The organism is Nonomuraea dietziae, assembly GCF_014195505.1.
GTDB classification, from domain to species: domain Bacteria; phylum Actinomycetota; class Actinomycetes; order Streptosporangiales; family Streptosporangiaceae; genus Nonomuraea; species Nonomuraea roseola.
Genome location: NZ_JACIBV010000001.1, coordinates 6,688,090 through 6,713,066, shown reverse-complemented (window position 1 = coordinate 6,713,066; position 24,977 = coordinate 6,688,090). Strand labels below are relative to the sequence as shown.

Annotated in this window: 26 protein-coding genes; 11 read left to right on the top strand and 15 right to left on the bottom strand. The window is 70.3% G+C overall.

Translation table 11 applies throughout. From position 1 onward, the window contains the following. Positions 1-54: 54 nt before the first annotated feature. Positions 55-213 (bottom strand): hypothetical protein, encoded by a 159-nt coding sequence (locus tag FHR33_RS32095; RefSeq protein ID WP_183655690.1) that lies wholly within the window; start codon positions 211-213, stop codon positions 55-57. Between the two features lie 223 nt (positions 214-436). On the opposite strand from FHR33_RS32095, the gene FHR33_RS32090 reads away from it, so the two are divergent. Both FHR33_RS32090 and FHR33_RS32085 read left to right on the top strand, forming a co-directional pair. Next, positions 437-1,381, top strand: coding sequence for a GNAT family N-acetyltransferase (locus FHR33_RS32090; RefSeq protein WP_183655688.1), 945 nt, complete (start codon positions 437-439; stop codon positions 1,379-1,381). A gap of 241 nt (positions 1,382-1,622) precedes the next feature. Further along, positions 1,623-2,102, top strand: a complete 480-nt coding sequence (locus FHR33_RS32085) for a hypothetical protein (RefSeq protein WP_183655686.1) — start codon at positions 1,623-1,625, stop codon at positions 2,100-2,102. A 224-nt stretch (positions 2,103-2,326) separates the two neighbouring features. On the opposite strand, the gene FHR33_RS32080 is transcribed toward FHR33_RS32085, so the two are convergent. From FHR33_RS32080 to FHR33_RS32040, 9 genes are all read right to left on the bottom strand, one after another. Then, positions 2,327-5,179, bottom strand: a complete 2,853-nt coding sequence (locus tag FHR33_RS32080) for a CDP-glycerol glycerophosphotransferase family protein (protein WP_246452249.1) — start codon at positions 5,177-5,179, stop codon at positions 2,327-2,329. 93 nt (positions 5,180-5,272) lie between these two features. After that, positions 5,273-5,593, bottom strand: a complete 321-nt coding sequence (locus FHR33_RS32075; RefSeq protein WP_183655684.1) for an MGMT family protein — start codon at positions 5,591-5,593, stop codon at positions 5,273-5,275. Continuing rightward, positions 5,587-5,922 carry a hypothetical protein gene (locus FHR33_RS32070; protein WP_183655681.1) on the bottom strand — a complete coding sequence of 112 codons (336 nt, stop codon included), beginning with the start codon at positions 5,920-5,922 and terminating at the stop codon, positions 5,587-5,589. Before FHR33_RS32070 ends, FHR33_RS32075 begins: the two co-directional genes overlap by 7 nt. A 37-nt stretch (positions 5,923-5,959) precedes the next feature. Continuing rightward, positions 5,960-7,144: a S8 family serine peptidase gene (locus tag FHR33_RS32065; RefSeq protein WP_221241341.1), complete on the bottom strand. Its 1,185-nt coding sequence runs from the start codon at positions 7,142-7,144 to the stop codon at positions 5,960-5,962. After that, a complete protein-coding gene (locus FHR33_RS32060; protein ID WP_312895811.1) occupies positions 7,120-8,037 on the bottom strand; it encodes a hypothetical protein in 918 nt (305 codons plus the stop codon). Before FHR33_RS32060 ends, FHR33_RS32065 begins: the two co-directional genes overlap by 25 nt. A gap of 95 nt (positions 8,038-8,132) precedes the next feature. Continuing rightward, on the bottom strand, positions 8,133-9,335 hold the full coding sequence (locus FHR33_RS32055; RefSeq protein ID WP_183655678.1) for a S8 family serine peptidase: 1,203 nt from the start codon (positions 9,333-9,335) through the stop codon (positions 8,133-8,135). Continuing rightward, positions 9,329-10,048, bottom strand: a complete 720-nt coding sequence (locus FHR33_RS32050) for a hypothetical protein (RefSeq protein ID WP_183655675.1) — start codon at positions 10,046-10,048, stop codon at positions 9,329-9,331. The genes FHR33_RS32055 and FHR33_RS32050 overlap by 7 nt, the downstream gene beginning before the upstream one ends. A 227-nt stretch (positions 10,049-10,275) precedes the next feature. Further along, positions 10,276-11,457, bottom strand: coding sequence for an adenylyltransferase/sulfurtransferase MoeZ (moeZ, locus tag FHR33_RS32045; RefSeq protein WP_183655672.1), 1,182 nt, complete (start codon positions 11,455-11,457; stop codon positions 10,276-10,278). Positions 11,458-11,498: 41 nt separating this feature from the next. Beyond that, on the bottom strand, positions 11,499-12,398 hold the full coding sequence (locus FHR33_RS32040; protein WP_312895810.1) for an alpha/beta fold hydrolase: 900 nt from the start codon (positions 12,396-12,398) through the stop codon (positions 11,499-11,501). Between the two features lie 296 nt (positions 12,399-12,694). On the opposite strand from FHR33_RS32040, the gene FHR33_RS32035 reads away from it, so the two are divergent. Then, a complete protein-coding gene (locus FHR33_RS32035) occupies positions 12,695-13,018 on the top strand; it encodes a hypothetical protein (RefSeq protein ID WP_183655666.1) in 324 nt (107 codons plus the stop codon). Positions 13,019-13,148: 130 nt separating this feature from the next. On the opposite strand, the gene ku is transcribed toward FHR33_RS32035, so the two are convergent. Beyond that, positions 13,149-13,976, bottom strand: coding sequence for a non-homologous end joining protein Ku (ku, locus tag FHR33_RS32030; RefSeq protein WP_183655663.1), 828 nt, complete (start codon positions 13,974-13,976; stop codon positions 13,149-13,151). 61 nt (positions 13,977-14,037) lie between these two features. Here ku and ligD (FHR33_RS32025) point away from each other — a divergent pair, with 61 nt between their 5' ends. From ligD (FHR33_RS32025) to FHR33_RS32005, 5 genes are all read left to right on the top strand, one after another. Next, positions 14,038-14,955, top strand: a complete 918-nt coding sequence (gene ligD / locus FHR33_RS32025; protein WP_246452248.1) for a non-homologous end-joining DNA ligase — start codon at positions 14,038-14,040, stop codon at positions 14,953-14,955. Further along, positions 14,952-15,824 (top strand): non-homologous end-joining DNA ligase, encoded by an 873-nt coding sequence (ligD, locus tag FHR33_RS32020; RefSeq protein WP_312895809.1) that lies wholly within the window; start codon positions 14,952-14,954, stop codon positions 15,822-15,824. The genes ligD (FHR33_RS32025) and ligD (FHR33_RS32020) overlap by 4 nt, the downstream gene beginning before the upstream one ends. A gap of 44 nt (positions 15,825-15,868) precedes the next feature. Then, positions 15,869-16,057: a hypothetical protein gene (locus FHR33_RS32015; RefSeq protein ID WP_246452247.1), complete on the top strand. Its 189-nt coding sequence runs from the start codon at positions 15,869-15,871 to the stop codon at positions 16,055-16,057. A gap of 87 nt (positions 16,058-16,144) precedes the next feature. Further along, positions 16,145-16,765, top strand: a complete 621-nt coding sequence (locus tag FHR33_RS32010) for a TetR/AcrR family transcriptional regulator (protein ID WP_183655652.1) — start codon at positions 16,145-16,147, stop codon at positions 16,763-16,765. Positions 16,766-16,850: 85 nt separating this feature from the next. Then, positions 16,851-17,081, top strand: a complete 231-nt coding sequence (locus tag FHR33_RS32005; RefSeq protein ID WP_183655650.1) for a DUF3107 domain-containing protein — start codon at positions 16,851-16,853, stop codon at positions 17,079-17,081. A gap of 269 nt (positions 17,082-17,350) precedes the next feature. Here FHR33_RS32005 and FHR33_RS32000 read toward each other — a convergent pair whose 3' ends face one another. Beyond that, positions 17,351-17,995, bottom strand: coding sequence for a ferritin-like fold-containing protein (locus FHR33_RS32000; protein ID WP_183655648.1), 645 nt, complete (start codon positions 17,993-17,995; stop codon positions 17,351-17,353). A gap of 334 nt (positions 17,996-18,329) precedes the next feature. Between FHR33_RS32000 and FHR33_RS31995 the strand changes: the two genes are divergently transcribed. From FHR33_RS31995 to FHR33_RS31985, 3 genes are all read left to right on the top strand, one after another. Then, a complete protein-coding gene (locus tag FHR33_RS31995; protein WP_221241339.1) occupies positions 18,330-20,387 on the top strand; it encodes a DEAD/DEAH box helicase in 2,058 nt (685 codons plus the stop codon). A gap of 98 nt (positions 20,388-20,485) precedes the next feature. Then, on the top strand, positions 20,486-21,361 hold the full coding sequence (locus FHR33_RS31990) for an alpha/beta fold hydrolase (protein WP_183655646.1): 876 nt from the start codon (positions 20,486-20,488) through the stop codon (positions 21,359-21,361). Positions 21,362-21,454: 93 nt separating this feature from the next. Then, entirely contained in the window at positions 21,455-22,372 is a 918-nt protein-coding gene (locus FHR33_RS31985) for an oxygenase MpaB family protein (RefSeq protein WP_183655644.1), read from the top strand. A gap of 39 nt (positions 22,373-22,411) precedes the next feature. On the opposite strand, the gene FHR33_RS31980 is transcribed toward FHR33_RS31985, so the two are convergent. The 3 genes from FHR33_RS31980 to FHR33_RS31970 form a co-directional block, all read right to left on the bottom strand. Next, positions 22,412-23,248, bottom strand: coding sequence for a RecB family exonuclease (locus FHR33_RS31980; protein ID WP_312895808.1), 837 nt, complete (start codon positions 23,246-23,248; stop codon positions 22,412-22,414). Then, on the bottom strand, positions 23,249-23,956 hold the full coding sequence (locus tag FHR33_RS31975) for an MBL fold metallo-hydrolase (RefSeq protein WP_183655641.1): 708 nt from the start codon (positions 23,954-23,956) through the stop codon (positions 23,249-23,251). Between the two features lie 402 nt (positions 23,957-24,358). After that, the gene (locus tag FHR33_RS31970) at positions 24,359-24,973 is read right to left on the bottom strand and encodes a MarC family protein (protein ID WP_183655638.1); all 615 of its coding nucleotides are present in this window, start codon (positions 24,971-24,973) and stop codon (positions 24,359-24,361) included. Positions 24,974-24,977 lie beyond the last annotated feature (4 nt).

The following is a 24,977-nucleotide window of genomic DNA, read 5'->3' as shown; positions in this document are numbered from 1 at the left end:
TACAGAGCGACCTCTTCCAGGTCATTTCCATTACGACGTCGCGGGACTCAAGGCTTACCTGACCACGAACCCCCGCCAGACGACGCGCCGCCTGTTCTGCACGGGCCACTCACCGGTCCTGACGCCTGAGTGCACCAGCGCCACCAGCGCGACCCCCATCCCACCGACGACCAGCACGCCCATGACCAGCATGAGGATGTGTCCCAGATCCATGACGAGTCCTTTAGTTGAATATTTAACTAGATGCCACAACCATCCCGTTCCGCCCGGCATTCCCTGGGGGCGTCCCTTGCCCCGCCTCGCACCGCCCGATACCGTACGTCCGTTGATCACGCACGAAGGAGGTGAGGAGCCGCATGTTCCCCGTTACGCTTTCGCGCTCCCACACAACCCAGGTGTCCGCCTGACGGGAGCGCTCCTTCCACAGGAGAATCCCTTGACCGAGCTGGTCATCCGCGCCCTCGCCGACGAGAGCGAGTTCGCCCTTTTCGACAGCATCACCACCCTGCCGACGTCCGGTGTCGGACAGCGTCCGCGGGCCTTCATGGAACTGGCCGCCGACGGCGAGTACCGTCCCGCCTGGGTCTGGATCGCCCAGCAGGGCGAGAAGGTCGTCGCCAGGGCCGCCTTCCGCGCCCCGCAGAGAGAGCAGCACCCCTGGAGCCTCGACTACCTCGACTTCGACACCGTCGAGAACGGCACCGCCGTGCTCGAAGCCGCCTACTCCGCGCTCGTCACCGCGGACTACCACTCGCCGATGGGCCCTCGGCCCCAGTACCACCTCCTGGTGCCCGCCGACTGGCGTACCCGTCCCGACGCCCGCGCCGAGGCCGACGCCCGCATCCAGGCCGCGGAGCGGGCGGGGCTCACCTTTCACGTCGAGCGGCTCAACCTGCAGTGGATCCCCGAGTACGGCCTGCCGCCCCGCTCGACGAGGCTCACCTTCACCCCTGTCACGGACGAACAGGTCCTGGTGGACCTGGTCGCCCAGGTCGTCACCGGCAGCCTGGACGCGGAGGACCAGGCCGAGCTCCGCCGCAAGCCGGCCGAGGCGGTGGCGGCCGACCTCGTGGCCATGATCGGCGACATGCCCGGCGGGCGCGCCAGATGGCGGCTGGCCCACGACGCTGCCGGCGAGCTGGTCGGCCTGGTGATGCCCACACGCGCCGACCGCTTCGCGACGATCGGCTACATCGGCGTCGACCACCGGCACAGGGGCCACGGGTACGCGTACGACCTGCTGGCGGAGGCGGTGCACATCTTCGCGGCGGAGGGCGAGCCGCTGATTTTCGACAACACCGACGTCGGCAACCATCCGATGGCGGCGACGTTCGAACGGATCGGCTACCGGGTCACGGGCCGGCGCATTCTGATGGTGTGAGGCTGATCAGGACCGCGTGATCGCACCTTCGGGTGTGCTTGCGTGGATGGCGCCTCCCCATGCCCGCTTGATCGGTGCGACGGCCTGTCGAGGCGGCCGGGCTTCGGCCGCCTCGACAGGGACGCCATGCTTCGGCGATCGCCGACACGTCCCGCGTCTAGGTTGAGCCGCGGGTCGGCCAGATGGGCCGTGAGGCCCGGACGCGACCTTCCCGCAGAGCGCACCGAGATGGAGACGGACAATGACGAATGAAATTCCGATCACCGACGACCGCTCCCCCGCGCTGGTCGTGACGGCGATGGTCGACCACGTCCTGGGCCTGGCTGCCACATGGACGGCGTGGGACGGCCGGCCGTTCCAGACCGATCAGCGGATCTACACCCCGCACAAGGCGATCCGCAGGGTGGCCGACCACCTCGTCGACCACCTCGCCGAGCTGGAGGCACGGCTGGCGGGACACGAGACCGTCCCTGATCGCTGGCACGCGTCGGCGATCACCACCCCCGCGGATCTGGCGCCCTTCACCGAGCAGGACCTGGAGGAGGCTTCGAGCCGGCTCCTCCGTCTCGCCCGGATCTGGTCCGCCCGGCTGAACGCGCTCACCTCCGACGAACTGGACCGCTCCCCCGGCGAGGGCTGGACCTTCCGGCAGATCGCGTTCCACCTGGGCGGATCGGTCTACTACGCCGATGCCGTCGGAGACCTGTCGACGGGTCACTGACCCACGACCTGCCATGCCCTGGGTGGCGCGGCTGGATGAGCAGTCGGATTGGCGAAGGCGGTGGGGGCAGGCCAGGTGGATCACGATCGGTGAGCCGGGCGCGTGATCGCGCGGCGGGCGGTTGAGCCCGCTCGTCGACGGGGAGACCGCCTCCCACCCCGAGTCCTCCATGCGACAGCGGGGTGGGGTTGCGCGGTCAGGCCCTTGAGCCCCTCGGGCGAGCCCTACGAGAAGACGTGGTCGACGACCCTGGCCGTCGCCTTGCCGTCGTCGCGAGGCGCGTACGTGGCTTTGAACGCCTCGTAGCGGTCGGCGTGCGCGGCCGCCACCGTGTCGATCGACCGCAGGGCCTCCACGACCTCGCCCGACTTCGACAGCAGCGGCCCGGGAGCCTGCGAGGCCAGGTCCAGGTACAGCCCCCGCCTCGACGAGTACTTCTCCAGGTCGTAGGTGAAGAAGACGATCGGCCTTCCCGTCGCCACGAAGTCGAACATCGACGACGAGTAGTCCGTGACCAGCACGTCCGCCACCAGCAGGAGGTCGGACATGTCGGGGTAGGTGGTGACGTCGTGCGCCACCTCCCCCGGCACGAGCGGCATCGCCTGCATCGGGTGCGCCCGTACCAGCAGTTCGTGATCGGCGCCGAGCTCGGCCCTGGCCAGCGACAGGTCCAGCTTGATGGTGCTGTTCTTCCTGTCGTAGTCGCGCCATGTCGGCGCGTAGAGCACGACCTTCTTGCCCTCGATCAGCCCCAGCCGCCGCCGTACCGCAGCCGCCAGCTCCTCCCTGTCGGGTGAGCTGAGCACGTCGTTGCGCGGCAGCCCGCTCTCCAGCACCTCGCCCTTGTACCCGAACGCCTCGCGCAGCACGGGGGTCGCCCACGGGGACTGGGACAGCAGCACGTCCCAGCCCCGCACCTCCGCCGCCTGGCGGTACCAGACAGGCGGGCGGGGGTCGCGGGACATGTGCGGCAGGTCGTTGCCGATGCGCTTGGCGGGCGTGCCGTGCCAGGCCTGGACGACGACCTGGTCCTCGCGCGCCCTGAACCAGGCGGGCAGGAAGGAGTTGGTCACGATGTGCCGGGAACGTGCCAGTGCCGCGTGGTGCTCGCGGCTGCCCGCGCGGACCACGGTGGCGGGTCCCGGCGGCACGAACGCGCCGTCCTTGACGATCCAGATGTGCTCGCGGTCGTCTCCGCGCCGCAGCCGCTCCTCGTAGATCGCGCGGACGCTGTCGGCGTAGTGGCGGCCGTCGTTGACCACGTAGACGGTCGCGTCGTTCAGCGGCTCGCCGCGCTGGGCCGGGTAGAAGACGCGACGCAGCACGTGGGTGCCCGCGACGCCCTTCTCGTCGGCGGGACGCGACTCCTCCGCCATGAGCACGGGCACGTCGAAGCGGGTGGACACGAACCGGTAGCCACGTCCCGCGAAGGAGTGGCGGCTCTCGTCGAGCGAGGGCAGCGCCGCGTGCGAGACCCGCACGGGCACGATCTCGCCCGTGGGGTGACGCACCGACAGGTTCCAGGTGCCCGACGGCATGGGGACGAGCTCCCCGAACCGCTCCATCTCGGACGGCTTCAGCCGTACGGTGAAGGCGTCGCCGGAGCGTGCCATGTCCGCGTGGTACATCAGCCCCGAGCGGTGCCTGAGCGACATCCGCCGCGCGCCTTCGGCGTCGGGGTACTCGCCGCGCAGTTCGAGCACGGGTCCGTCCCACGAGACGGAGGTGATCACCGGCCTGATCCTGTGCGCGGAGACGACGACGCGGTCACGCCTGTCGCCGAGCACCGTGATCTCGCGGTCGCCGACCTGCGCCCTGGTCTCCTCCAGCGCGTCGCCGAGCATGACGGAGGCCGCGGGGTCGCCCTTGGGCTCGACCCACAGCCGCCGCCCGTCCTTCTCCTGAAGCAGGGCGGGCACGGCCAGCGTCACCAGCACGTTGGTGCCGCCCTCGACGGGCTGGAAGTCGGCGTGCATGCGGTGGCCGCCGAGCCTGGCATGGCCCTTGGTGCAGGTGCGGCCGGCCAGGAAGACGGTCAGCTCGAGCCGCTCGCCGTCGAGCTTCACCCCTGTCAGCTCGGCCCTGTTCGGCTGGAGCACGACCTGGAGCGCCCGGTCGGAGGTCCAGACGGGACGCACCCACCAGCGCGGCTTGACCCGCAGACCCGCGGGCCGCTCGGTCCTGCCGAGGGAGGCCCCGCGCAGCAGTCCGGTGGCCCTGGCGCCGCGGGACCAGAAGACGATCTCCGCGCGCCAGGTGGTGGTGTCCTGGACGGCGGGCCTGTGGCGCATCTTGCGCCGCACCGCCGAGACCGCGGCGCGCAGCGAGGAGCGCCAGCGCAGCGGCCACGGGCTCAGGGTGGCGGTGAAGCCCGACCAGTCGTAGTTGCAGCCCGGCTCACGCGCGGCGTGAGTGGCCTCGGGCGCGAGCGTGCGGCGGGTGCGCATCCGCACCGGCGGCAGCCAGCGGGGGCCGCGCAGCACGACGGTCGCCCTGTTGAAGCGTCGGCTGCGCACCGACAGGCCCGCCAGGTAGGCGTAGCCGTCGACACGGAGCCTGCCGTTCTCCCAGACGATGTCGTCGATCTGCGTGACGGGCACCAGGTCGGAGCGGCGCAGCCGGTAGAGGTCGTGCGGGAGTTCGTCGGCGAAGGGCAGGTCGGCATACCAGCGCAGGCCCTTGCGGATGCGCTTGGACGGCTCGGCCGCGGCCGCGATGACCTTGGTGAGCGCGTCACCGTCGATCAGCTCGTCGTCGGAGCGGTGCTCGACCAGGTGGTAGGCGAGCCTGCGCGCGACGGGCAGGTCGCGCTTGACGCCCTGGTCGACCTCTGCCAGGTAGGGCCTGAACAGGGTGACCAGTTCGCGCCTGCGGGCGGCGCCGCGCTTGGCGGCCTGGTCGAAACGCTGGCCGAGCGAGCCGCTCAGCACGTCGGCGTCGAACGCGCGCCGCTCGTCGGGGGGCAGCCCCGCTGACCGGACGGTCCGCATGATCACATCCAGCGGCTCCCCCCGGTCACAGAGGTCCTGGACAACCCTCAGGCGCTCGGCGACGACGTCGCCGGTCGGGGTGGCCATGAAGGGGCACCGCCTTTCGGACCCGGGAACAGGTGGGCACGGTCCTTCGCTATGGTAATGCGCGTCACATGCCACAAATCCGCAAAAAGCGTGTCATGCCAGGTCAGTTGGTTCCTGAAAGTCCCCTGAAGGCAACCATCGGGCCCGTCGCATGTCGACTTTCTCGCCACGCAGCGGTGTGTCCTCCTCGCGCCAGTGCGCCAGCGCCCTGTCGAGCAGCCCCGCCGCCGCCGTTCCGTCGGCGTGCACGACGCGCCACCACGGCACGCCTCCGCCCCAGGTGGACATGACCGTGCCCACCTGCCGGGGCCCGCCCTCCCCGAGGTACTCGGCGATGTCTCCGTAGGCCATGACCTGGCCGGGCGGGATCCGCTCGACGACGTCGAGCACCCGCTCACCGTAGGGGCTCACCATGCGGCGGGGCCCTCCACGAGAATCTGGTCGATCTTGCCGATCGGGTCCCCGTCGACCTCGATGACGCCGTCGCGCAGGTAGTAGTGCTCGCCGTCCTCGCCGAGCAGACGGCCGCCGAGCACCGCGGCGAGCCGGACGAGCTGGGCCACGTCCCAGTCGGACGAAGGGCGGCCGACCACGCGCTCGCGCCAGTGCGCGACGGGACGGGGCTCGTCGCCGACGAGGATCTCTCCCTGGTCGCGCAGCGAGAACCCGGCGGGCGCCATCGCTTTCGCGAGCTCGGCGAAGGCGAGCGGAGACTCACGCTCCACGTGCAGCTCGTAACTCATGAGGCGGGACCATAGCCGACAAAAGCCACGATCGTGATCAGTTTCGGCGGGTTCGCTGGCTCAGCAGCGTGACGGCGCCGCCGAACGCCACCAACCCCAGCAGCACGCCACCGCCGAACAGCCACATCCGCCACGGGCTCGGCCCAGGGGGCGAGGGCAGCGGCGCCTTCTCCCCCGCGCCGAAGTGCTGGCCGTCGGGGACGGCGACGCCGCGCTGCTGACCAACCAGCTCGCCCGCCCTGGCGAGAGCGGCGGCCGCGTCCACCACGCCGAACCCGACCTTCTCGTCGTAGCCGGTGGAGGGACGCGCGCGGGCGCTGCCCGCGATCGCCTGGGCCACCTGCTCGGGAGGCAGGTTCGGATAGCGCGACTTGATCAGGGCGGCGACCCCTGAGACCAGCGCGGCCGCGGCGCTGGTGCCCTTGCTGGTGCCGAGCTCGCCGTCCGCGTTCACGACGGGCACGTCGACGCCGGGCGCGGCGATCATGACAGAGAGGTTGTCGCTGCTGAAGGCGGCCCGCTTGCCCTGCCTGTCGATCGCCGACACCCCGATCACGCCCGGGTAGCCGGCGGGGAAGCTCCAGTAGGAGGTGCCGTTGGAGGTGGCGTAGCGCCCCTGGCCGTCGTTGCCGACGGCGGCGACGAGCACCACACCCCTGCCGAGGGCGTAGGTGACGGCCTCGCGTTCGGATTTGCGCACGCCGTACGTGCCGATCGACATGCTGACGACCTTGGCGCCGCGGTCGGTGGCGTAGCGGATCGCCCTGGCCAGCGGACTGTCCCTCATCGACTCCGCGTCCTGCTCAGGCGGGACGGCGCCGCCGCCCAGCGGCTCGTCCACGGTGATCGGCACCGACAGGATGCGGGAGCGCGGGGCGACGCCGACGAAGCCGCCCTTCTCCCCCGAGGCGGCGATGAGCCCGGCCATCGCGGTGCCGTGGTCGCCGGGGGCGACGCTCTCCCTGTCGATGTTCGAGGTGGTCATGTCAGGAGCGACCGTCACCCTGCCCTTGAGCCCAGGGGCCTGCTGCGCCACGGCGCTGTCGACCACCGCGACCGTGACGCCCTCGCCCTTGCTGACCGTCCAGGCCTGCTCGGCGTTTATCGCGGTCAGCACCCACTGCTGCTGCTCGCGATCGGGCGGCGCGGCTGTGCCGTACAGCAGCACGGCGGCCGCCAGCAGCGACCGGACGGCGGTCAGCACGCGTTCCCCTGGGTGCAACGCGGCACCTTGGGCGGCTCCGCGAGGAAGAAGGCGATCTGGCCGCCGACGGACCTGGCGGCCGGCCACAGCTCGCTGTGCAGGATCTCCTCGGCCGGCACGGCGGCGCGGGTGCGGCCGTCGGTGTAGCCCGCGGCGGAGAAGACGATGTAGGGCCCCGCGCCCACCCAGCCGTTGCGCTGACGCTGGTCGAGGCCGAAGCGCTCGGTCACGGTGCCGGGGAAGGCGACGGGCAGCACCCCCACCCTGTCGTCGACCGACAGGGCCTCGGTGGCCGCCACCCTGGACTCCTCGTCCTTGAGCACCGCCACACCCACGGTGAACATGAACATCGCGCTCTGGTCGATGTAGGTGGCGCGCAGCATCGTCAGGCAGCCGTGCTCCTCGAGGACCTGCCCCACCGCGTTGTCGGCCGCCGCCGCGCACGTGCTCTCAGGGGCGATGCCGACCCTCCTGGCGTACTGCTGGGCCTCGTCGAGCCCCTGGTAGGCGACCTCCTCGGGGAAGACTCCCGTGGTCGGCCACGCCTGCCACCGCCTGGCGATCTCCTCCTGCTTGTAGCGGGTCTGCTCGGCGACCGTGAGGGGCCTGGACCTGGTCTCGGCGATGAGACCGACCGTGCCGAGGAGCACCACGACCGCGGACAGCGTCACGATCGCGCCGAGAATGGTGAGGAAGACGGTGCGAAACCGGACGCCCCGCTCAAGTGCCGCCCGCTCGGCGCGCTCCCTGGCCGCCTGGAGATTGGTTCGGCCCGAGGCCGCCGGCCAGGAGCGCACGCGAGAGCGCCGGGTCACCGGGGCGCCGAGCGGGGATCCGCCCTTCGCCACCTGCCCGGTTCGGGGCAGCCCGGACACCGGCCGCCTGCGAGCCCGCCCTGACGTGTCCCCCACCGCTCCTCACTCACTCGGTCGGCGACGCGTTCCGGGACACTGATGTCCCGTTTCGCGCGTTTCTCCTACGTAATTCGTCCCCCTAAGGGCGCGGATCATGCGTCCTGGGGATTGTCCGCCCTGCGTGCCCGCCTGACCAGGGCGGTGAGAACCAGCACGGCGGTGAGCGCGGCGACGGCCGCGGCGGCGGCGATGGAGCCGTAGACCGCCACGCGCCGGTGGTCACGGTGGATGACCTGCACGGGTCCCGCCGCCACGCCGAGCGAACGGGCGGGGTCGTGGCTGTCATCCCCCTTGGCGGTGAGCGTGTGCCTGGACAGTTTCGCCGCCTCGGCGAGCGCTCCCTCCGCGTTGACGACGCCGAACCCGGTGCCCGTGTCGTACCCGCCCGAGGGCCGTTGGGAGGCGCCCCTGGTGAGGGCCTGGGACACCATCGCGGGCGACATGCGGGGGTACTTGGCCTTGATGAGTGCGGCGACCCCCGACACCAGCGCGCTGGCCTGCGAGGTGCCCCTGCCGACCCAGTACTCGTCGCCGGGGCCCGCTCCCAGGATGTCGACGCCCGGCGCGGCCAGCAGCACCGACGGATTCCAGTTGGAGAAGGAGGCGCGGCGCAGCCCGCCGTCGGTGGCGGCCACCGAGACCACCCCGGGGAAGGCGGCGGGATAGGAGTAGGGCGCGAAGCCGCTGGCCGCGGGTTTGCGGGCGCCGTCGTTTCCCGCGGCGGCCACCAGCACGACCCCCTTGGAGATCGCGTAGCGGACGGCCTCACGCTCCTCCTGGGTGGCCAGCTCCTTGGAGATCGACATGTTGACCACCTGGGCGCCCTGGTCGACGGCGTACCTGAGGCCCTTGGCCACCACGTCCTCGTAGCGCTTGGCGGTGTTGAACTGGCCGAACCCGGGCTCCTCCTCCTCGAGGATCACCCTGACGGACAGGATCCTGGCACGGGGCGCGACCCCGATGACGCCGTCGTTGTTCCCCGGTCCGTGGCCGTGGCCGGCGATGAGGGAGGCCATGTAGGTGCCGTGCAGCCGCAACGGCGCCACGCCCGCGGGGTTGGCGCCCTGGGTGTAGTCGGTGCCGACGCTCACCGAGCCCACCAGGTCACGGTGGCCTGGGTCGACCCCCGAGTCGAGGACGGCGACCGTCACGCCCTCGCCCATGGTCGTCTTCCACGCCTGCGGAAGCCGGAGGGTCTTGATCACCTGCTGTTGGCTGGCACGCACCTCGTCGGCGTGCGCGGGCGGCGTCACCAGCAGCACCACCGCCGTCGCGAGAGCCGCCCGCCTCAGCACTGCCACCCCTTGGCGCCGCATTCGGGCATGCGCGGGGTGCTCAGCTCGGTCAGAACGTGCTCGCCGAGGTCGGCGGCGAAGGAGAACACCGCGGGCCGCTGCTCGCCGACCGCTCGCGCGGGGCGTCCGTCCACCTGTCCGGCGGTCGTCAGCACGAGGTAGGGCCCCGCCTGCCGTACCGACCCCGCCTGGCGGCCCGCCGCGGTGAACCGGTCGGCGACCGTGCCGGCGAAGGCCATCGGGCGGATGCCGGGCACGGGCTTGCCCGAGGCGGAGAAGACCTTCTTGGCCCGTACGGCCCGCAACTCGTCAGGCAGCGCGACCACGCCCACGGTCACGACCACGCCCTGCAGCGCGTCGAGGTAGGTGGCCCTGAGCACGGCCCTGCACCCCGCCCTGCGCAGTGCGGTCTCGGCCTTCCTGTCCACCGCGCCCGCACAGTCGGTCGTCGTGGAGATGCCCACCCGGCGCGCCCGCTCCTCGCCACCCTGCTCCGCGTAGTAGGCCAGGGTGGCGGGGAAGATCCGTCCGGCGGGCCAGCTGCGCCAGCGGTCGGCGACCTCCCGCTTCGCCGCCCGCTCCAGCTCCGCCTGCGTCGGGCCCCGAGTGAGCTCTGCGCCCGCCGCACTGGCCGCGATGCCCGCGGTGATCGCGCAGATCAGCGCCAACGCGGACGTCACGACCACGGCGGGCCATGCGCGTCTTTTGCTCACCACTCGACCCTAATGCGGGAGGCCGAGTGACAGCCCCCCATCCGACAGGAGTGGGGCGTGAAGCTTTGCCTGGTGAGGTCGCGCTTCCTGAAGTGCGCACTGGTCGCCCGGTGGCCACGGCCCCTGCCGAGAAAGGGTTTCCGGCCGTCGACGGGCAGCATGTCGAGGCCACACCGAACAGGGGCACCGCGCCGCGGTGCCCCTGTCGGGTGTGGCCTCGGACGTCGTCAGTAGCTGGGCAGGCTGGGGTCGACGGTCTTGACCCAGCTGAGCACGCCTCCGCCCACGTGGACGGCGTCGGAGAAGCCGGCGTTCTTCACGATCGCCAGCGCCTCGGCGGAGCGGGCGCCCGACTTGCAGTGCAGCACGATGCGCTTGTCCTGGGGCAGCTTCTCCAGGGCCGAGCCGTTCAGGAACTCGCCCTTGGGGATCAGCGTCGCGCCCGGGATCGAGACGATCTCGTACTCGTTCTGCTCGCGGACGTCGATGAGGAAGATGTCCTCGCCGCCGTCCTGCATCGCCTTGAGCTCCTGGGCCGTGATCGTCGAGCCGGAGGCTGCCTCGGCGGCCTCGTCGGAGATCGTGCCGCAGAACGCCTCGTAGTCCTCGAGCAACTCGGTGACCGTCGGGTTCTTGCCGCACAGCACGCACTCGGGGTCCTTGCGGACCTTGACGTCGCGGTACTTCATCTCGAGGGCGTCGTAGATCATCAGACGGCCGACGAGCGGGTCACCGATGCCGGTGAGCAGCTTGATGGCCTCGTTGACCTGGATGGAGCCGATCGAGGCGCACAGGACGCCCAGGACGCCGCCCTCGGCGCACGAAGGCACCATGCCGGGAGGCGGGGGCTCGGGGTAGAGGCAGCGGTAGCAGGGGCCGTGCTCGGCCCAGAAGACGCTCGCCTGGCCGTCGAAGCGGTAGATGGAGCCCCAGACGTACGGCTTGCCGAGCAGCACGGCCGCGTCGTTGACCATGTACCGCGTGGCGAAGTTGTCGGTGCCGTCGACGATGAGGTCGTAGCCGGAGAAGATCTCCATCACGTTCTCTGTCGTCAGCGCCGTGTTGTGGATGACGACGTCGACCAGCGGGTTGATCTCCCTGACGGTCGCCGCGGCGCTCTCGGCCTTGGGCCTGCCCACGTCCGACTGGCCGTGGATGATCTGGCGCTGGAGGTTGGACTCGTCGACGACGTCGAAGTCGATGATGCCCAGCGTGCCCACGCCCGCCGCCGCGAGGTACATCAGCGCGGGCGAACCCAGGCCGCCCGCGCCCACGCACAGCACCTTGGCGTTCTTCAGCCGCTTCTGCCCGGCCATGCCCACGTCGGGAATGATCAGGTGACGCGAGTAGCGGCGCACTTCATCGACGGTCAGCTCGGCGGCCGGCTCGACCAGAGGTGGCAACGACACAGTTCTACGCTCCCGATTAGGGGTCCTATCTCACTTGAAACCTAGCCGGGCAGTGGGGCATTCCCCAATCGCGTCTCAAGGATCAGACGGCGGGCCTCGGCGGCCACGGCGGCCGGCACCTCCATCTGGGCGACGTGTCCGGCATTTCGCAGCAGAACCAGCCTGACCTGCGGGAAGGTCCGCAGGGCGCGGCGCGCGGTGGCGGGCCTGACGAGGCGGTCCCTGCGGCCGTGGATGACCAGCGTGGGCACGGTGACCCTGGCCGCCTGGCGCCACAGGTTCTGCTCGCCCAGCCTGAGGTACTCCGCCACGATCCCCCGTGCCGAGCCGATCAGCGCCCTCCCCGCGTACGGCAGGCCGTCCCGCCTGCGCAGCTCCTCGACCGCTTCGCGGAGCCTGGAGGGGTGGACGAGGGAGGCGTCGGCGTAGCACATGGCGAACGAGGCGTTGATGCGCTGTTCGGGAGGCAGGAAGCGCAGCCGGTCGGCCACCCACTCCCCCAGCCTGGGCGTGGCGGCGGCGGCGACGCGGGCGGGGCCGTACCTGGGGAGGAGGTCGGGCAGTGCGGGCGAGATGAGCGTGAGCGAGCGCACCAGGTCGGGCCGGGTGGCCGCGACGGAGACGGCGACGGCGCCGCCCAGCGAGTTACCGAACAGGTGGGCGGGGCCCGTGTGCTCCATCAGCGCGATGACCGCGCGGGCGTGCGCGGACAGGGAGTAGTCGCCGTCCTCCGGGGCCGGGGAGTAGCCCGCGCCAGGCAGGTCGATGGCATGGCCCGTGACCAGGTCGCGCAGCTCGCCCATGAGGTCGGTCCAGTTGGTCGCCGACCCTGCCAGCCCGTGCACGAAGACCGCCTGCTCGGCCGCCGTTCCTTCAGGTGTCGAGCGCACGTGCACGTCGCCGATCATGCGTCCTGGCCAGTGCTCGATGGGTTCGGTCACCGTTCGTCCCCCTTCCGTTTCCTTGACGATAACGCGCTGCTCGGCATGGATCCGCCCTCTAACCCCTCCTTCTCTTATTTCGGACATATGCCGCTAACTACTACATACTTCGCGGATAACTATTGAATCAAAGTAATGAAGGTATAGGCATCCGGTAAAACCGGGCATTCGTCGTTTGTGTCACCAATGGCCAGGAAATCATCACAACCAGGATGGCTTTGCGGCCAACCGAGATATTTCGTCCGAAACGGCGAGTATCGAAGAAGGCACACCAAATGCCTCAGGGGGAAAAGACAATGCCTAACATCAAGAAGCTCGCGGCTGCGATGGCACTCAGCACCGCACTCACCGGTGGCGTCGTCGGCGTCGGCGCCATGACCTCGGCCGCCGCCGCCGGCACCACCGTCGCCGCCGGCACCAGCACCTTCGCGAACGGCGGGGGGCACTGGGGGTGGGGCCACCACCGCTGCGCGCCGTGGGAGCACCGCCTGAACCGCACCAAGATTCGGATCAACCACCACACCGGGCACGTGAGGTTCCGCAGGGTGAACGGCTGCGCCAAGATCCGCCACGCTGACAGCTTCCTGCACGGCAGGCACCACGGCCACCACGGCTGGTGAGCCGCCCACAGTGAGCGATCGACCGGGTGATTGACGGGCGAGGAGAAATACCCGCGATTACCCGAGGGCGGGGGCCGGACCGGCGAAGAAGCCGAGCCGGCCCCCGCTTTTCCCTGTCTCCGGCTTTTCCTCAGGCCGTTTTGCGCGCCTTCTTCTTCGGCTCCTTCTTGGCCGAGGTGCCGCGCTCCTTCTTGGCGGCTTCGACGCTCGCCCGGAGGGCGGCCATGAGATCGACGGCGGGACCCGCCTCCTCCTCACCGGCGGGGGCCGCGATGACCTCCTTGCCGGCCACCTTCGCCTCGATCACCTGCTGCAGGGCCTCGCGGTAGGCGTCGTGGTACTCGGTGGGATCGAAGTCGGCGACCATCGTGGTGATCAGCGACTCGGCCATCTTCAGCTCCTGCGTCCTCACCTCGATGTCCTCTTCGAGGAAGTCGAACTCGGGGGCGCGGATCTCGTCGGGCCAGAGCATCGTCTCCAGGACGAAGATCCCGTCACGGACGCGCAGCGTGGCCAGCGACTCTCGCTGCCGCAGCGCCACCTTGACCACCGCGACCTGACCCGAGCTCTCCAGCGCGTCGCGCAGCAGCACGTACGGCTTGGCGCCCTGCGCGTCGGGCTCCAGGTAGTAGGTCTTGTTGAAGTAGATGGGGTCGATCTGGTCGGCCGGCGTGAACTGCAGCACGTCGATCCTGCGCGAGGTGGTCAGCGGCAGGTCCTCGAAGTCCTCGTCGGTGAGCACCACGATCTCGCCCGTGGCCAGTTCGTATCCCTTGGCGATGTCGGAGTACGGCACTTCCTCGCCGTCGATGGTGCACACCCGCTTGTAGCGGATCCGCCCGCCGTCCTCGCGGTGCACCTGGTGGAAAGTGACGTCCTTCTGCTCGGTGGCCGAATAGAGCTTCACCGGGATCGTTACCAGCCCGAAGGAGATCGCACCCTTCCAGATGCTGCGCATGGGCACTCCAAAGAGAAATAGCGGCTCACCTCATGGGCACATACCCGGCATGGGCGATCCGATGCCATATCCGGTCGAACCGATGCTGGCCGTACCTGGGGAGTTACCGGCAGATCGCGAGGAGTACGGGCTGGAGGTGAAGTGGGACGGCATCAGAGCGCTCGTCCACCTCGAAGGCGGCGCCTGCAGGGTCAACGGCAGGCACGGCGCCGACTACACCAGGCGCTATCCCGAGGTCTGCGAGAGCGCTGCGGGCTTCGGCCTCGACCGCGCGATCGTCGACGGCGAGCTCGTGGTGCTCGGGCCCGGCGGACGGCCCAGCTTCCAGGGGCTGCAGCGGCGGATGCACCTGCCCGACCCCTCCCCCGCCATGATGCGCCGCTTCCCGATCACCTTCTTACCCTTCGACCTGCTGCACCTCGGCGGGATCTCCCTGTTCGACCTGCCGTACAGGGACAGGAGGGCGCTGCTGGACGACCTCGACATCGGCGCGCCCCCGGTCTTCCCCTGCGACACCGACCTGCTGGCCGCCACGCTCGACCAGGGGCTGGAGGGGGTGATCGCCAAGCGGCTCGACTCGCCGTACCGGCCGGGGGTGCGCACGCCCTGGTGGATCAAGGTGAAGCACCACGACACCCGCGAGGTGGTGATCGGCGGGTGGAAGCCTGGCAAGGGACGCCGCGCGGGAGGGATCGGCTCCCTGCTGGCGGGGGTGTTCACCGAGGAGGGGTTCGTCTACGTCGGGCACATCGGCACCGGGTTCACCGACGCGGCGCTCACCCACCTGCTCGGCGTGCTCGAGCCGCTCACGATCCCGCGCAGCCCCTTCACCAACGAGGTGGGGGGCCGCAACAGGTGGGTTAGACCCGAGCTGGTCGGGGAGGTGGCCTACACCATGTGGACACACGACCGCAGGCTGCGGCACCCGGTATGGCGCGGCCTCAGGGCGGACAAGGTACCGGCAGAGGTGACGCTGTGAAGGTTCCCGTCAAGGTGGACGGACGCGAGCTGACGCTCAGCAACCTGGACAAGGTTCTCTACCCGGAGTACGGGTTCACCAAGGCGGAGGTCATCGACTACTACAGCCGCGTCGCCCCCGTGCTGCTCCCCCACCTCCAGGGCAGGCCGCTGACCGTCAAGCGCTACCCCAACGGCGTCGACGGCGCGTTCTTCTTCGAGAAGAACGCCCCTCAGCACACGCCCTCGTGGGTGCGCCGCGTGACGCTTCCCGTGCCGGGCAGCACCAAGAACCGCGAGACCATCGAGTTCGCGATCGTCGAGGACCTGGCCACCCTGGCCTACTACGCCAACCTCGCCGCGCTGGAGCTCCACGTGCCGCAGTGGCGGGTCTCCAAGGACGGCGAGGCGTTGCCGCCCGATCTGCTCGTGCTCGACCTCGACCCGGGCGCGCCCGCCACGATCGTCGACTGCTGCAGGGTGGCCGTGCACATCCGCGAGGTGCTGGCCGAGGACGGCCTGACCGCCACGCCGAAGACCAGCGGCAACAAGGGCATGCAGCTCTACGCGCCGTGGGACGACAGGGTCGAGCCCTCCAACTACGCCCGCTCGCTCGCGCAGCGGCTGGAGAAGGAGCATCCGCGCCAGATCGTCAGCGTGATGACCAAGAAGCTCAGACCCGGCAAGGTGTTCATCGACTGGAGCCAGAACAACCCGGCCAAGACCACCGTCGCCCCCTACTCCCTGCGCGCCAGGCCCCGCCCCACGGTGTCGACGCCGCTGCTCTGGGAGGAGGTCGAGGCGTGCGAGAGCCCCGACGAGCTGGTCTTCACCGCGGCCGACGTGCTGGCCAGGGTGGATGACCATGGAGACCTGTTCGCTCAGGCGTAAGGTGGAACACGTTCGACCAAGGGAGGGGGACAGGAATGTCGGAGATGGAGGACATCGTGTTCGAGCCAGAGGAGCTCTCGATCGAGGCGCCCGAGGCCGACGCGGCCGAGCAGCAGCGCCTGCTGCGTGAGGAGGGCGGCGTGCGGCGCGAGCTCCCTATCGATGTTGATCCGGCCGACGCTTTCGAGCAGGACCGCACCGTGGGCGACGATGATGACGATGACTACCGCTGACCTGGTTACCCACGCGTAGGATGAGCCCGCAAGAGCTGCTGTTGACCAGGCAGCGTGACCTGTCTTCGGCGCTGTGAAGGAGCGATCATGACCGCGACCCCGGACGCCAAGCCCCGGGGCACCCGGCTGCCCAGGCTCGCCCGCAGGCGTCAGCTCCTCAGCGCCGCGCAGGAAGTGTTCGTCGAGAACGGCTACCACGCCGCAGCCATGGACGAGATCGCCGACCGTGCGGGCGTCAGCAAGCCGGTGCTCTACCAGCACTTCCCCGGCAAGCTCGAGCTCTACCTGGCCCTGCTCGACCTGCACGTCGACGACATGGTCAGCAGGGTGCGCGACGCGCTGGCCTCCACCCACGAGAACAAGCTCAGGGTGCAGGCCACCTTCCGCGCCTTCTTCGACTTCGTCTCCAGCCAGGGCGAGGCGTTCAGGCTCGTCTTCGAATCCGACCTGCGCAACGTCGCCCCTGTGCGGCAGCGCGTCGAGCGGTCGCTGCGCGAGTGCGCCGAGATGGTCAGCCAGGTCATCCAGGAGGACACCGGCTGCTCCAGCGAGGAGGCGCACCTGCTGGGCGTCGGGCTGGTCGGCATGGCCGAGGTCAGCGCCCGCTACTGGATCACCCAGCACGGCTCCATCCCGAAGGACGCCGCCGAGCAGCTCATGGCCAGGCTGGCCTGGCGCGGCATCAGCGGTTTTCCGCGTACGGCATAACCGCGTTCGCTGGGCGCGATCAATGTCCTCCTTTTGCCCATGAGCGGCGACGATGGGAAGAGCTGGCCCGTCGAAAGGGAGCACGATGGAAATCAAGATCGGTGTGCGCTCCGTGCACCGCGAGCTCGTTGTGGAGACCGACCTCTCGGCCGATCAGGTCGAGGAGGAGATCAGAAACGCGCTGGCCGCCGACCGGGGTGTCTTCGCCATCACCGACGTCAAGGGCAGGCGCGTCATCGTGCCGGTCGCCTCGCTGGGCTTCATCGAGATGGGTGAGGACGAGTCGAGGCCCGTCGGTTTCGGCGGCACCATGTAGCTCTCGCTCGCCGGGGGTGCGGCCGCCTGCCGTACCCCCTGGAGCGCGGGTCAGCCGCAGGCCCGCCGCCGGCCGAGCGAGCAGCCGAGAGGGCGGCGCTCGCCGGGGCTCTCGGCTCTGCTCGCTTCGATGGTCGGACAACCCGTGCTGCCCCTTCGCAGCGCGGCACGCGGTGTCCAGCGGTTCGGCCCACATCTGCTCAAGGAACTGCCGTTGCGGCGCGAGGCCCTCATGTCTGGCACGCTACAACCGATTCGCCTCCCGCGCCGTCAGATGCCCAAGGCGGCCATGCGTTTGCCGTGCTCCTCCGTCAGTCTCGCGAACAGGCGGGAGATCTCGGCCTGGTCGTCATGCACCGCCTCCACGAGCAACTGGGCCAGCTCGGGGCGGACGGCGGCCACCCGCTGCCCCTGGCTGAGCGCCTCACCCACCAGCCGCCTGGCCCACAGCGCCAACCGGCCCGTGAGCGTGGGGTCGGCCTCGACGGCCGCGCGCACCCGCTCCACCGCGAAGGCGGAGCGCCCCTCGTCCATCAGCACCTCGTCGACCAGGTCGGCGATGGCGGGGTCGAGGCGCCTGGCGGCCTCCCTGTAGAAGTCGAGCGCGATCCCCGTGCCGACGTACGCCTTGACCAGAGCCTCCAGCCAGTCGCCTGGCGTAGTCTTCAGATGCCACTCGTCGAGCGCCTCGACGAACGGCGACATCGCCTTGTCGGGGTCGGCGCCGAGCGAGAGCAGCCTGTCGCGCAGGAGTTCGAAGTGCGCGTACTCCGCCACCGCCAGCTCGCCGAGCACGGCTCTGTCGGTCAGCGTGGGGGCCAGGTGCGCGGCGTCCTCCGCCAGCCTGAGGAACGCGCTGAGCTCGGCATAGGCCAGAACGCCGAGCAGGTCGACGACGCCAGGGGATTCTGTCATGGTGGCAGCGTACTTCGGGAACATAATGAAACTCGGTCCGCGTTGTGGTATCGAGTACACTGCTCTGTGAAAGTGCGACCGCACAGTGTTAATCCGGGAGATTCGCTCCCGCTAACCCCCACTCCGGGCCTGCGGTCGCTGATGACGCGCGAGGGCTGGCTCTACCGCGAGGACCCAGGCACGGGATGATTCCGCCCGATGGTCCCGGCAGGCCCGCCTTCATTTGAGACTGAGGCAGGCCACGCTGACGACTTTCCGAGACCTCGGAGTCACACCAGAGATCGCCGATGCCCTCGAGACCGAGGGCATCACCACGCCGTTCCCGATTCAGGAGATGGCGCTCCCGCTCGCCCTCTCGGGCCAGGACCTCATCGGTCAGGCCCGCACGGGAACGGGCAAGACCTACGCGTTCGGCATCGCGATGCTGCAGAGCATCGGCAAGCCGCGCAAGAACCGCAAGAAGCCACGCGGCCTCGTCGTCGTGCCCACCCGCGAGCTGGCAGTGCAGGTCTCCGAGGACCTCGTCACCGCCGCGGGCAAGCTCGGCTCGAGGGTCCTGACCGTCTACGGCGGTCGCGCCTACGAGCCGCAGGTCCAGGCTCTCAAGGCGGGCGTCGACGTCATCGTCGGCACGCCAGGGCGCCTGCTCGACCTGGTCAAGCAGAAGCACCTCGACCTCTCGCAGGTCACCATGCTCGTCCTCGACGAGGCCGACCGCATGATGGACCTCGGCTTCCTGCCCGACATCGAGCGCATCTTCAAGCTCATCCCCGATGAGCGGCAGACGATGCTGTTCTCCGCGACCATGCCAGGCGAGATCGTCTCGCTGTCGCGCAAGTACCTCAACCGCCCCACCCACGTGCGCGCCGAGATGGACAACGGCGAGGGCGAGACCACCCCGCAGGTGCGTCAGCTCGTCTGGCGCGTGCACAGGATGGACAAGATCGAGATCCTCGGTCGCCTGCTGCAGGCCGACGGCCGCGGGCTCACGATGGTCTTCTGCGAGACCAAGCGGGCCTGCGACATGGTCGCCGAGCAGCTCGACACCCGCGGCTTCGCGGTCGCGGCCGTCCACGGCGACCTGGGCCAGGGCCAGCGCGAGCAGGCGCTGCGCGCCTTCCGCAACGGCAAGATCGACGTGCTCGTCGCCACCGACGTCGCGGCTCGCGGCATCGACATCGACGACGTCACCCACGTGGTCAACTACGACGCTCCCACCGACGACAAGACCTATGTCCACCGCGTCGGCCGTACGGGCCGGGCCGGCAAGACGGGCATCTCGGTCACCTTCGTCGAGTGGGAGGAGCTGACCCGCTGGAAGATGATCAACAACATGCTCGGGCTCGACTTCGCGGAGCCGGAGGAGACCTACTCCACCTCCCCGCACGTCTACGCCGAGCTGAGCATCCCCGCGGGCACCAAGGGCGTGCTGCCGCGCGCGGCCCGTTCCAGGGCGGGCCTGGACGCCGAGGAGATCGAGGACCTCGGAGAGACCGGCAGGTCGCGTTCGCGTGGCCGCAAGGACAAGGAGGAGCGCGAGCGCGAGCCGCGTCCCGCCCGCGCCCCGCGCCAGCGCCGTCGCACCCGCGGCGGCCGCGCCGAGGACGAGCTCGTGGCGGAGCCCGTCGCGAACGACCCGGTCGCGGCCGAGCCGGCTGCGGTGGAGTCGGTTTCGGTGGAGCCGGTTTCGGACGCTCCCCTCGCGGTAGAGGCTGTGACGACGGGGCCCGTCTCGACGGAGCCCATCTCGTCCGAGCCCCTTGTGACGGAGCTCGCCTCCACGCCGCCGGTTTCGGACGAGGCCACCTCGCGGAAGCCCGCCTCCGACCGCTCCACCTCGCGCAGGACCACCACGCGCCGGGTGGTCGCGAGGCAGGACGTGGCGACCGAGCCCGCAGAGGACACCACATCGACCATCGCGCCGGAGGAGGAGCCCATGCGCAGGCGCTCCCGCAGGACCGACGACACACCCGCCATGATCTCCCCCGAGGAGATCGAGGCGGCCGCCGAGCAGCCGTCCAGGCGGACCCGCACCCGTAGGGGCGCGTCCTCCGAGGCACTGGAAGGGGCGCTCTCCTCCGTGAGCGACGAGCAGACCATCACCAGGAACAACCACCGCGCCGAGGCGCCCGCCGAGGAGCCTGGCTTCCTGTCCAGCCCTCCGCCGCCCCCTGTCCGCAGGGAGCCTGAGCGGATCGTCCCGCCGAACGCGTTCACGGTGATCTTCCAGTCACCCGACCTCGCGACCGACGACGACGAGATCGCCCCTTCGGCGGCGACCGAGCGGCAGCAGCAGCGCCGCCGTCCGCGCACCGGCGGCGGCAGCGGCGGCCACGGCGGTGGCCAGAGCAACGGCTACGGCGGCAACGGCGGCGGCAACCGCCGCCGCTGAGTCCGCAGGTGAGGCGCGGGTCCCGTTCTCGGGGCCCGCGCCTTGCTCGTTCCGCGTGCGGGTGTTCCCACCCTGACCTCTGGGTATTGTTGCCTTACGTGAGTACGCCGCGATTCCTGTCCCTGCCACCTGGCGTCGTCGAGGTTCAGATCGAGACGCCCCAGGGCTCTTTCGCGGCCCTCGAGGCCAGTCCGCTCAGCGGCGTCATCGAGCGACTGCCCGCCCTGCTGGTCCCGGGCCTCACCGGCAGCAAGGAAGACTTCCTCGCCATCATGCAGACCCTGGCCGCGGCCAACCGCAGGGTCACCGCCATCGACATGCGCGGCCAGTACGAGACGCAGGGACCTGACGACCCGACCGCCTACACCTGCCCCGCGCTGGGCAACGACGTCGACGTGATCGCGATGGCCATCGGCGAGGGTGGCCCCGTCCACCTGGTCGGGCACTCCTTCGGCGGGCTCGTCGCGCGCGAGGCGGTCATCGACGGCCGCACCAAGTTCGCCTCCTTCACGCTGATGAGCTCGGGCCCCTCGGGCATCGTGGGCCGTCGCGAGCAGGCGGGCAGGGCCATCATGCTCGAGCTGCCCGAGTTCGGCCTCGAACACGTGTGGATCACCCGCTACGAGCCCGAGGCGCTGTCGGGCGGCGTGCCCGACGAGATCGTGTCCTTCCTGCGCAAGCGGCTGTTCGCCAACAACCCCACGGGCCTGGCGACGATGGCCGAGCAGGTGCTCGACCAGCCCGACCGCACCGACGAGCTCAGGCAGATCGAGGTGCCCACCCTGGTGCTGTACGGCGAGCACGACGACGGCTGGCCCCCCGAGGTGCAGGCGGAGATGGCCGAGCGCCTGGGCGCCGAGGCCGTGGTGGTCCCCGGCGCGGTCCACTCGCCGGCCGTCGAGGCGCCCGAGACGACGGCCGCCGCGCTGACCAGGTTCTGGAACGCGGCGGAGACCAGGAAGCCCACCTTTTAGACAATCGGTCCAATGCCATGTAATGATTCACTTACTGTCGGCCTCCGGCCCCCCAGACCGGAGTAGCTCGAGCGGCTCGAGTGGGAGATCATCATGGCGAGCGTCGAAGAGATCGTCGTCCAGCCGCCCCAGACCGTCACCTGGCTGGTCCACCTCGACCGCGCCATGTGGGTGGGCGGCGTGCGGGGTCTCATGCTGCAGGCGCTGCACCCGTTGGCGATGCTGGGCGTCTGGCAGAACTCCACCTTCCAGGACGACCCGTTCGGGCGGCTGCGCCGTACCGCGGACTTCGTGGGCAGGGTCACGTTCGGCAGCCCGCAGGAGGCCGACGAGATCGGACGCAGGGTCCGCGGCATCCACCGCGGCCTGCGCGTCACCGACGGCGGCAGGACGCACCGCGTGGACGATCCCGAACTGCTGCTCTGGGTGCACTGCGCCGAGGTGTCGTCCTACCTGGAGGTGGCCAGGCGCGGCGGGCTCGGCCTGAGCGACAGGCAGGCCGACCGGTACCTGCGCGAGCAGCGCAGGAGCGCGACCTACGTCGGCCTGCACCTCGACGACGTGCCAGGCTCGCGGGCCGAGATGGACGCCTACTTCGCGCACATGCGGCCCAGGCTCAGGGTCATCGACGAGTCGGCGGCCACCGTGCGCTTCCTGCTGTGGCCGAGGCTCCCACCCGAGCTGCGCAGGCTCTCCCCCGGCAAACCGGCCTACTTCCCCTTCGGCGCGCTGTGCTACTACTCGCTGCCCGACTGGGCCAGAGACCTGTACGGCACGCTGCCCGACGTGCCGCGCTCGACGGTCACCGCGGCCCTGAGAGCCTTCAGGCTGGGCTGCAACGCGCTGCCCGAGCCCGTGCACGACCTGGCCTTCGCCCAGCCCACCAGGGACATGCTGGCCGCTTCCAGGAGGCGCCTGGCTGCGGCGGGCTACGACCTGAGCAAGGGGCTCAAGGGGCTGACCGACCCGAGGCGGTGGCCGTCGGCCGTCGAGGGGCGCCGCGCCGCCTGACGCGTGGAGCGTACGGCCCGTCCCCGAGCCGCACACGGGTCAGCTCGGGTCGGAGAGAGCGTCCCAAGGGAGCTTGTCGGGCGCGGCCGTACGGCCCTCGGGGCAGTGCCGCCTGAAGTCGCACCACGAGCAGAGCGGGCCGGGGCTCGGCGGGAAGGGCGCCTCGGTGTCGCCCGCCCGGTAACGCTCGTCGGCCTCGCCCGCCTCGAGCGCGACCTCCTCGGCCCTGCTCAGATGGCGGGCGAGCGACTCGTCGGTGTGCTCCCACTCGACGACCTCGCCGGTCGGCAGGTGGTGCAGCTCGACGGTGTGGCAGGGCGTGCGCAGCACCCGTGAGGCGGCGATCGCGTAGATGGCCAGCGCCAGGGAGCCGCGGGCGTCGTCCTGGGTCAGCGGGCGGCGGCCTGTCTTGTAGTCGACCACGACCAGCTCGTCCCCACGCCGGTCGAGACGGTCGATGCGCCCCGACACCGCGATGGTCTTGGTGCGCGTGGCCACCGTGCGCTCGACGCCGACGGGCTCGTCGGCGGGGTCGAGGGTCTCGACGTAGCCGGACACCAGGCCGCGGGCGTGGTCACGCCAGCGCGTGGACTGCTCGGCGTCCCTGAACCCCTCGGAGATCCACCCGTTGGTGAGCAGGATGCTCGCCATCGCGGGGGTCCTGCGGTTGTACGGCTCGCGCCACCAGGCCGCCAGCGCGTTGTGCACGCTCGCGCCCATGCTGTTGTGGGCCCAGGCGGGCCCCTTCTGCGGCTGCGGCCTGTCGAGGTAGGAGAAGCGGTAGCGCCTTCGGCAGTCGAGCCATGAGTTGAGCCGCGACGGCGTGCACGAATAGAGCCGTCGCGGCATGCCCTCGAGCGGGAACTGCTCCAGCACCTACTGGTCGCCCAGGTTGAGCCGGATGCCGGCGGCGCCCGTGCCGTCGGTCAGCGGCGACTCGGGGGGCGCCTCGCGGGTCAGCGAGCCCGACACCCAGTCGTCGAAGTGCGGCTCGAGGTCGCCGACCGTGGTCTCCTCGCCCTGGTTGGGCAGCACCCTCGTGGCGCCTGGCAGCGTGAACAGCCTGCCGCCGATGGAGGTCAGCTGGTCGGCGAGGGCGGGGTACTCACCGCCGAGCTTGCCGGGACCGTCGGCCTGCAGCGACTTGCCGGTGAAGACCGCCTCCAGCTCCTCGGAGTAGAGGCTGACGCCGCCCATCGTGATGCCGGGGGTCTCGAGGACCTCGAGGCGGACGTCGGCGACGCCGAAGACGCCCTCGTCCTCCATCTCGATGTCGGGCCAGGTCTCCGACCACGTCTCGCGCCAGATCGGCTTGTCCTTGGGGTGCAGGGCGACCACCGACTCGTCCCTGCTGGCCACCTCGATGGCCGCGCCGACGTGGTCGGGCAGGCCGTGCGTGCAGATGACGGCGAGCACCTCCCGCTCGCCGACCTGCTCAAGGATCTTCTCGGCGTCACGCGCCGGGTCGATGACGATGACCTCGTCGTCGTCTCCCACGATCCAGGTGTTGTTCTCGACCTTGTGCTCGGTGCCGTCGATGTCGACGGTGCCCTCGGTCACGACTCGCTCGATACGCGCTACCACGCCGCCACCCTATCGCCAACAGGGGGGCGTATTCCCTCTGCTTCCACGCCTCTTTCTCCAGAACGTCACCGGCGCCCCTCCCGTCCACCGGCGGCCGGCCTCTTCCGGGGGGATCCGCGGACGCGCGGCGGGGCCCGTCCGACGGCAGCCGAGGCCGCACGGGCGGGCCGGCACGTCCGTCTGACGGGGCCGAGGTTTCTGGGGCGCGGGGTGATCGGTTGCGTCCGTCTGACAGGGCCGAGGTTTCTGGGGCGCGGCGCGGTCGGTTGCGTCCGTCTGACGGAGGCCGAGGTTTCTGGGGCGCGGCGCGGTCGGTTGCGTCCGTCTGACGGAGGCCGAGGTTTCTGGGGTGCGGCGCGGTCGGGTGCGTCCGTCTGACGGGGCCGAGGTCTTCTGGGTGGGTCAGGCTTCGGCGACCAGGGCGCGGATGGCGGTGATGATGAGCTGGACGGCGAGAGCCGCCAGCAGGAGGCCCGCGATGCGGGTGACGAGCTCGACGCCATTCTCCTTGATGACCCTGATGATGCTCACCGAGAAGCGCATGAACAGCCACAGCACCACGTGCACCGAGGCGATGGCCAGGCCCAGCGCGAGGATGCCGCCGTTCACCGTCTCGGCCTGCTGGGCGAAGACGATGGTGGCGACGATGGCGCCCGGTCCTGCCAGCAGCGGGGTGCCGAGGGGCACCAGCGCCACGTTCACGTTCGACTTGACGCTGCCCGCCTGGGGCTCGGTGGTGCCGCGCAGGAGTTCGAGCGCGACGAGGAGCAGCAGGAGGCCGCCGGCGATCTGCATGGCGGCCACCTCGACGTGCAGGTAGCGCAGGATCGCCTGGCCGAAGACGGCGAAGACCACGATCAGGCAGAACGCCGTGACCGCCGCCTGCCAGGCGATGCGCCTGCGTTCGGCCGGGGTGCGTCCGCCGGTGTAGGCCAGGAACAGCGGGATGACGCCAGGCGGGTCCATGATGACGAACATCGTGACGAAAGCCTCGACGAAGAACCTGACGTCGAACACCTGT

What these genes read in the sequence shown, in the direction of transcription:
- FHR33_RS32035 (WP_183655666.1), top strand. Translation starts at nt 12,695, where the DNA reads ATGCCTAACATCAAGAAGCTCGCGGCTGCGATGGCACTCAGCACCGCA.
- FHR33_RS32075 (WP_183655684.1), bottom strand. Translation starts at nt 5,593, where the DNA reads ATGGTGAGCCCCTACGGTGAGCGGGTGCTCGACGTCGTCGAGCGGATC.
- ligD (WP_246452248.1), top strand. Translation starts at nt 14,038, where the DNA reads ATGCCATATCCGGTCGAACCGATGCTGGCCGTACCTGGGGAGTTACCG.
- FHR33_RS32085 (WP_183655686.1), top strand. Translation starts at nt 1,623, where the DNA reads ATGACGAATGAAATTCCGATCACCGACGACCGCTCCCCCGCGCTGGTC.
- FHR33_RS32010 (WP_183655652.1), top strand. Translation starts at nt 16,145, where the DNA reads ATGACCGCGACCCCGGACGCCAAGCCCCGGGGCACCCGGCTGCCCAGG.
- FHR33_RS31985 (WP_183655644.1), top strand. Translation starts at nt 21,455, where the DNA reads ATGGCGAGCGTCGAAGAGATCGTCGTCCAGCCGCCCCAGACCGTCACC.
- FHR33_RS32005 (WP_183655650.1), top strand. Translation starts at nt 16,851, where the DNA reads ATGGAAATCAAGATCGGTGTGCGCTCCGTGCACCGCGAGCTCGTTGTG.
- FHR33_RS32070 (WP_183655681.1), bottom strand. Translation starts at nt 5,922, where the DNA reads ATGAGTTACGAGCTGCACGTGGAGCGTGAGTCTCCGCTCGCCTTCGCC.
- FHR33_RS32095 (WP_183655690.1), bottom strand. Translation starts at nt 213, where the DNA reads ATGGATCTGGGACACATCCTCATGCTGGTCATGGGCGTGCTGGTCGTC.
- FHR33_RS32080 (WP_246452249.1), bottom strand. Translation starts at nt 5,179, where the DNA reads ATGGCCACCCCGACCGGCGACGTCGTCGCCGAGCGCCTGAGGGTTGTC.
- FHR33_RS31995 (WP_221241339.1), top strand. Translation starts at nt 18,330, where the DNA reads ATGGCGCTCCCGCTCGCCCTCTCGGGCCAGGACCTCATCGGTCAGGCC.
- FHR33_RS32000 (WP_183655648.1), bottom strand. Translation starts at nt 17,995, where the DNA reads ATGACAGAATCCCCTGGCGTCGTCGACCTGCTCGGCGTTCTGGCCTAT.
- FHR33_RS32015 (WP_246452247.1), top strand. Translation starts at nt 15,869, where the DNA reads ATGGAGGACATCGTGTTCGAGCCAGAGGAGCTCTCGATCGAGGCGCCC.
- ku (WP_183655663.1), bottom strand. Translation starts at nt 13,976, where the DNA reads ATGCGCAGCATCTGGAAGGGTGCGATCTCCTTCGGGCTGGTAACGATC.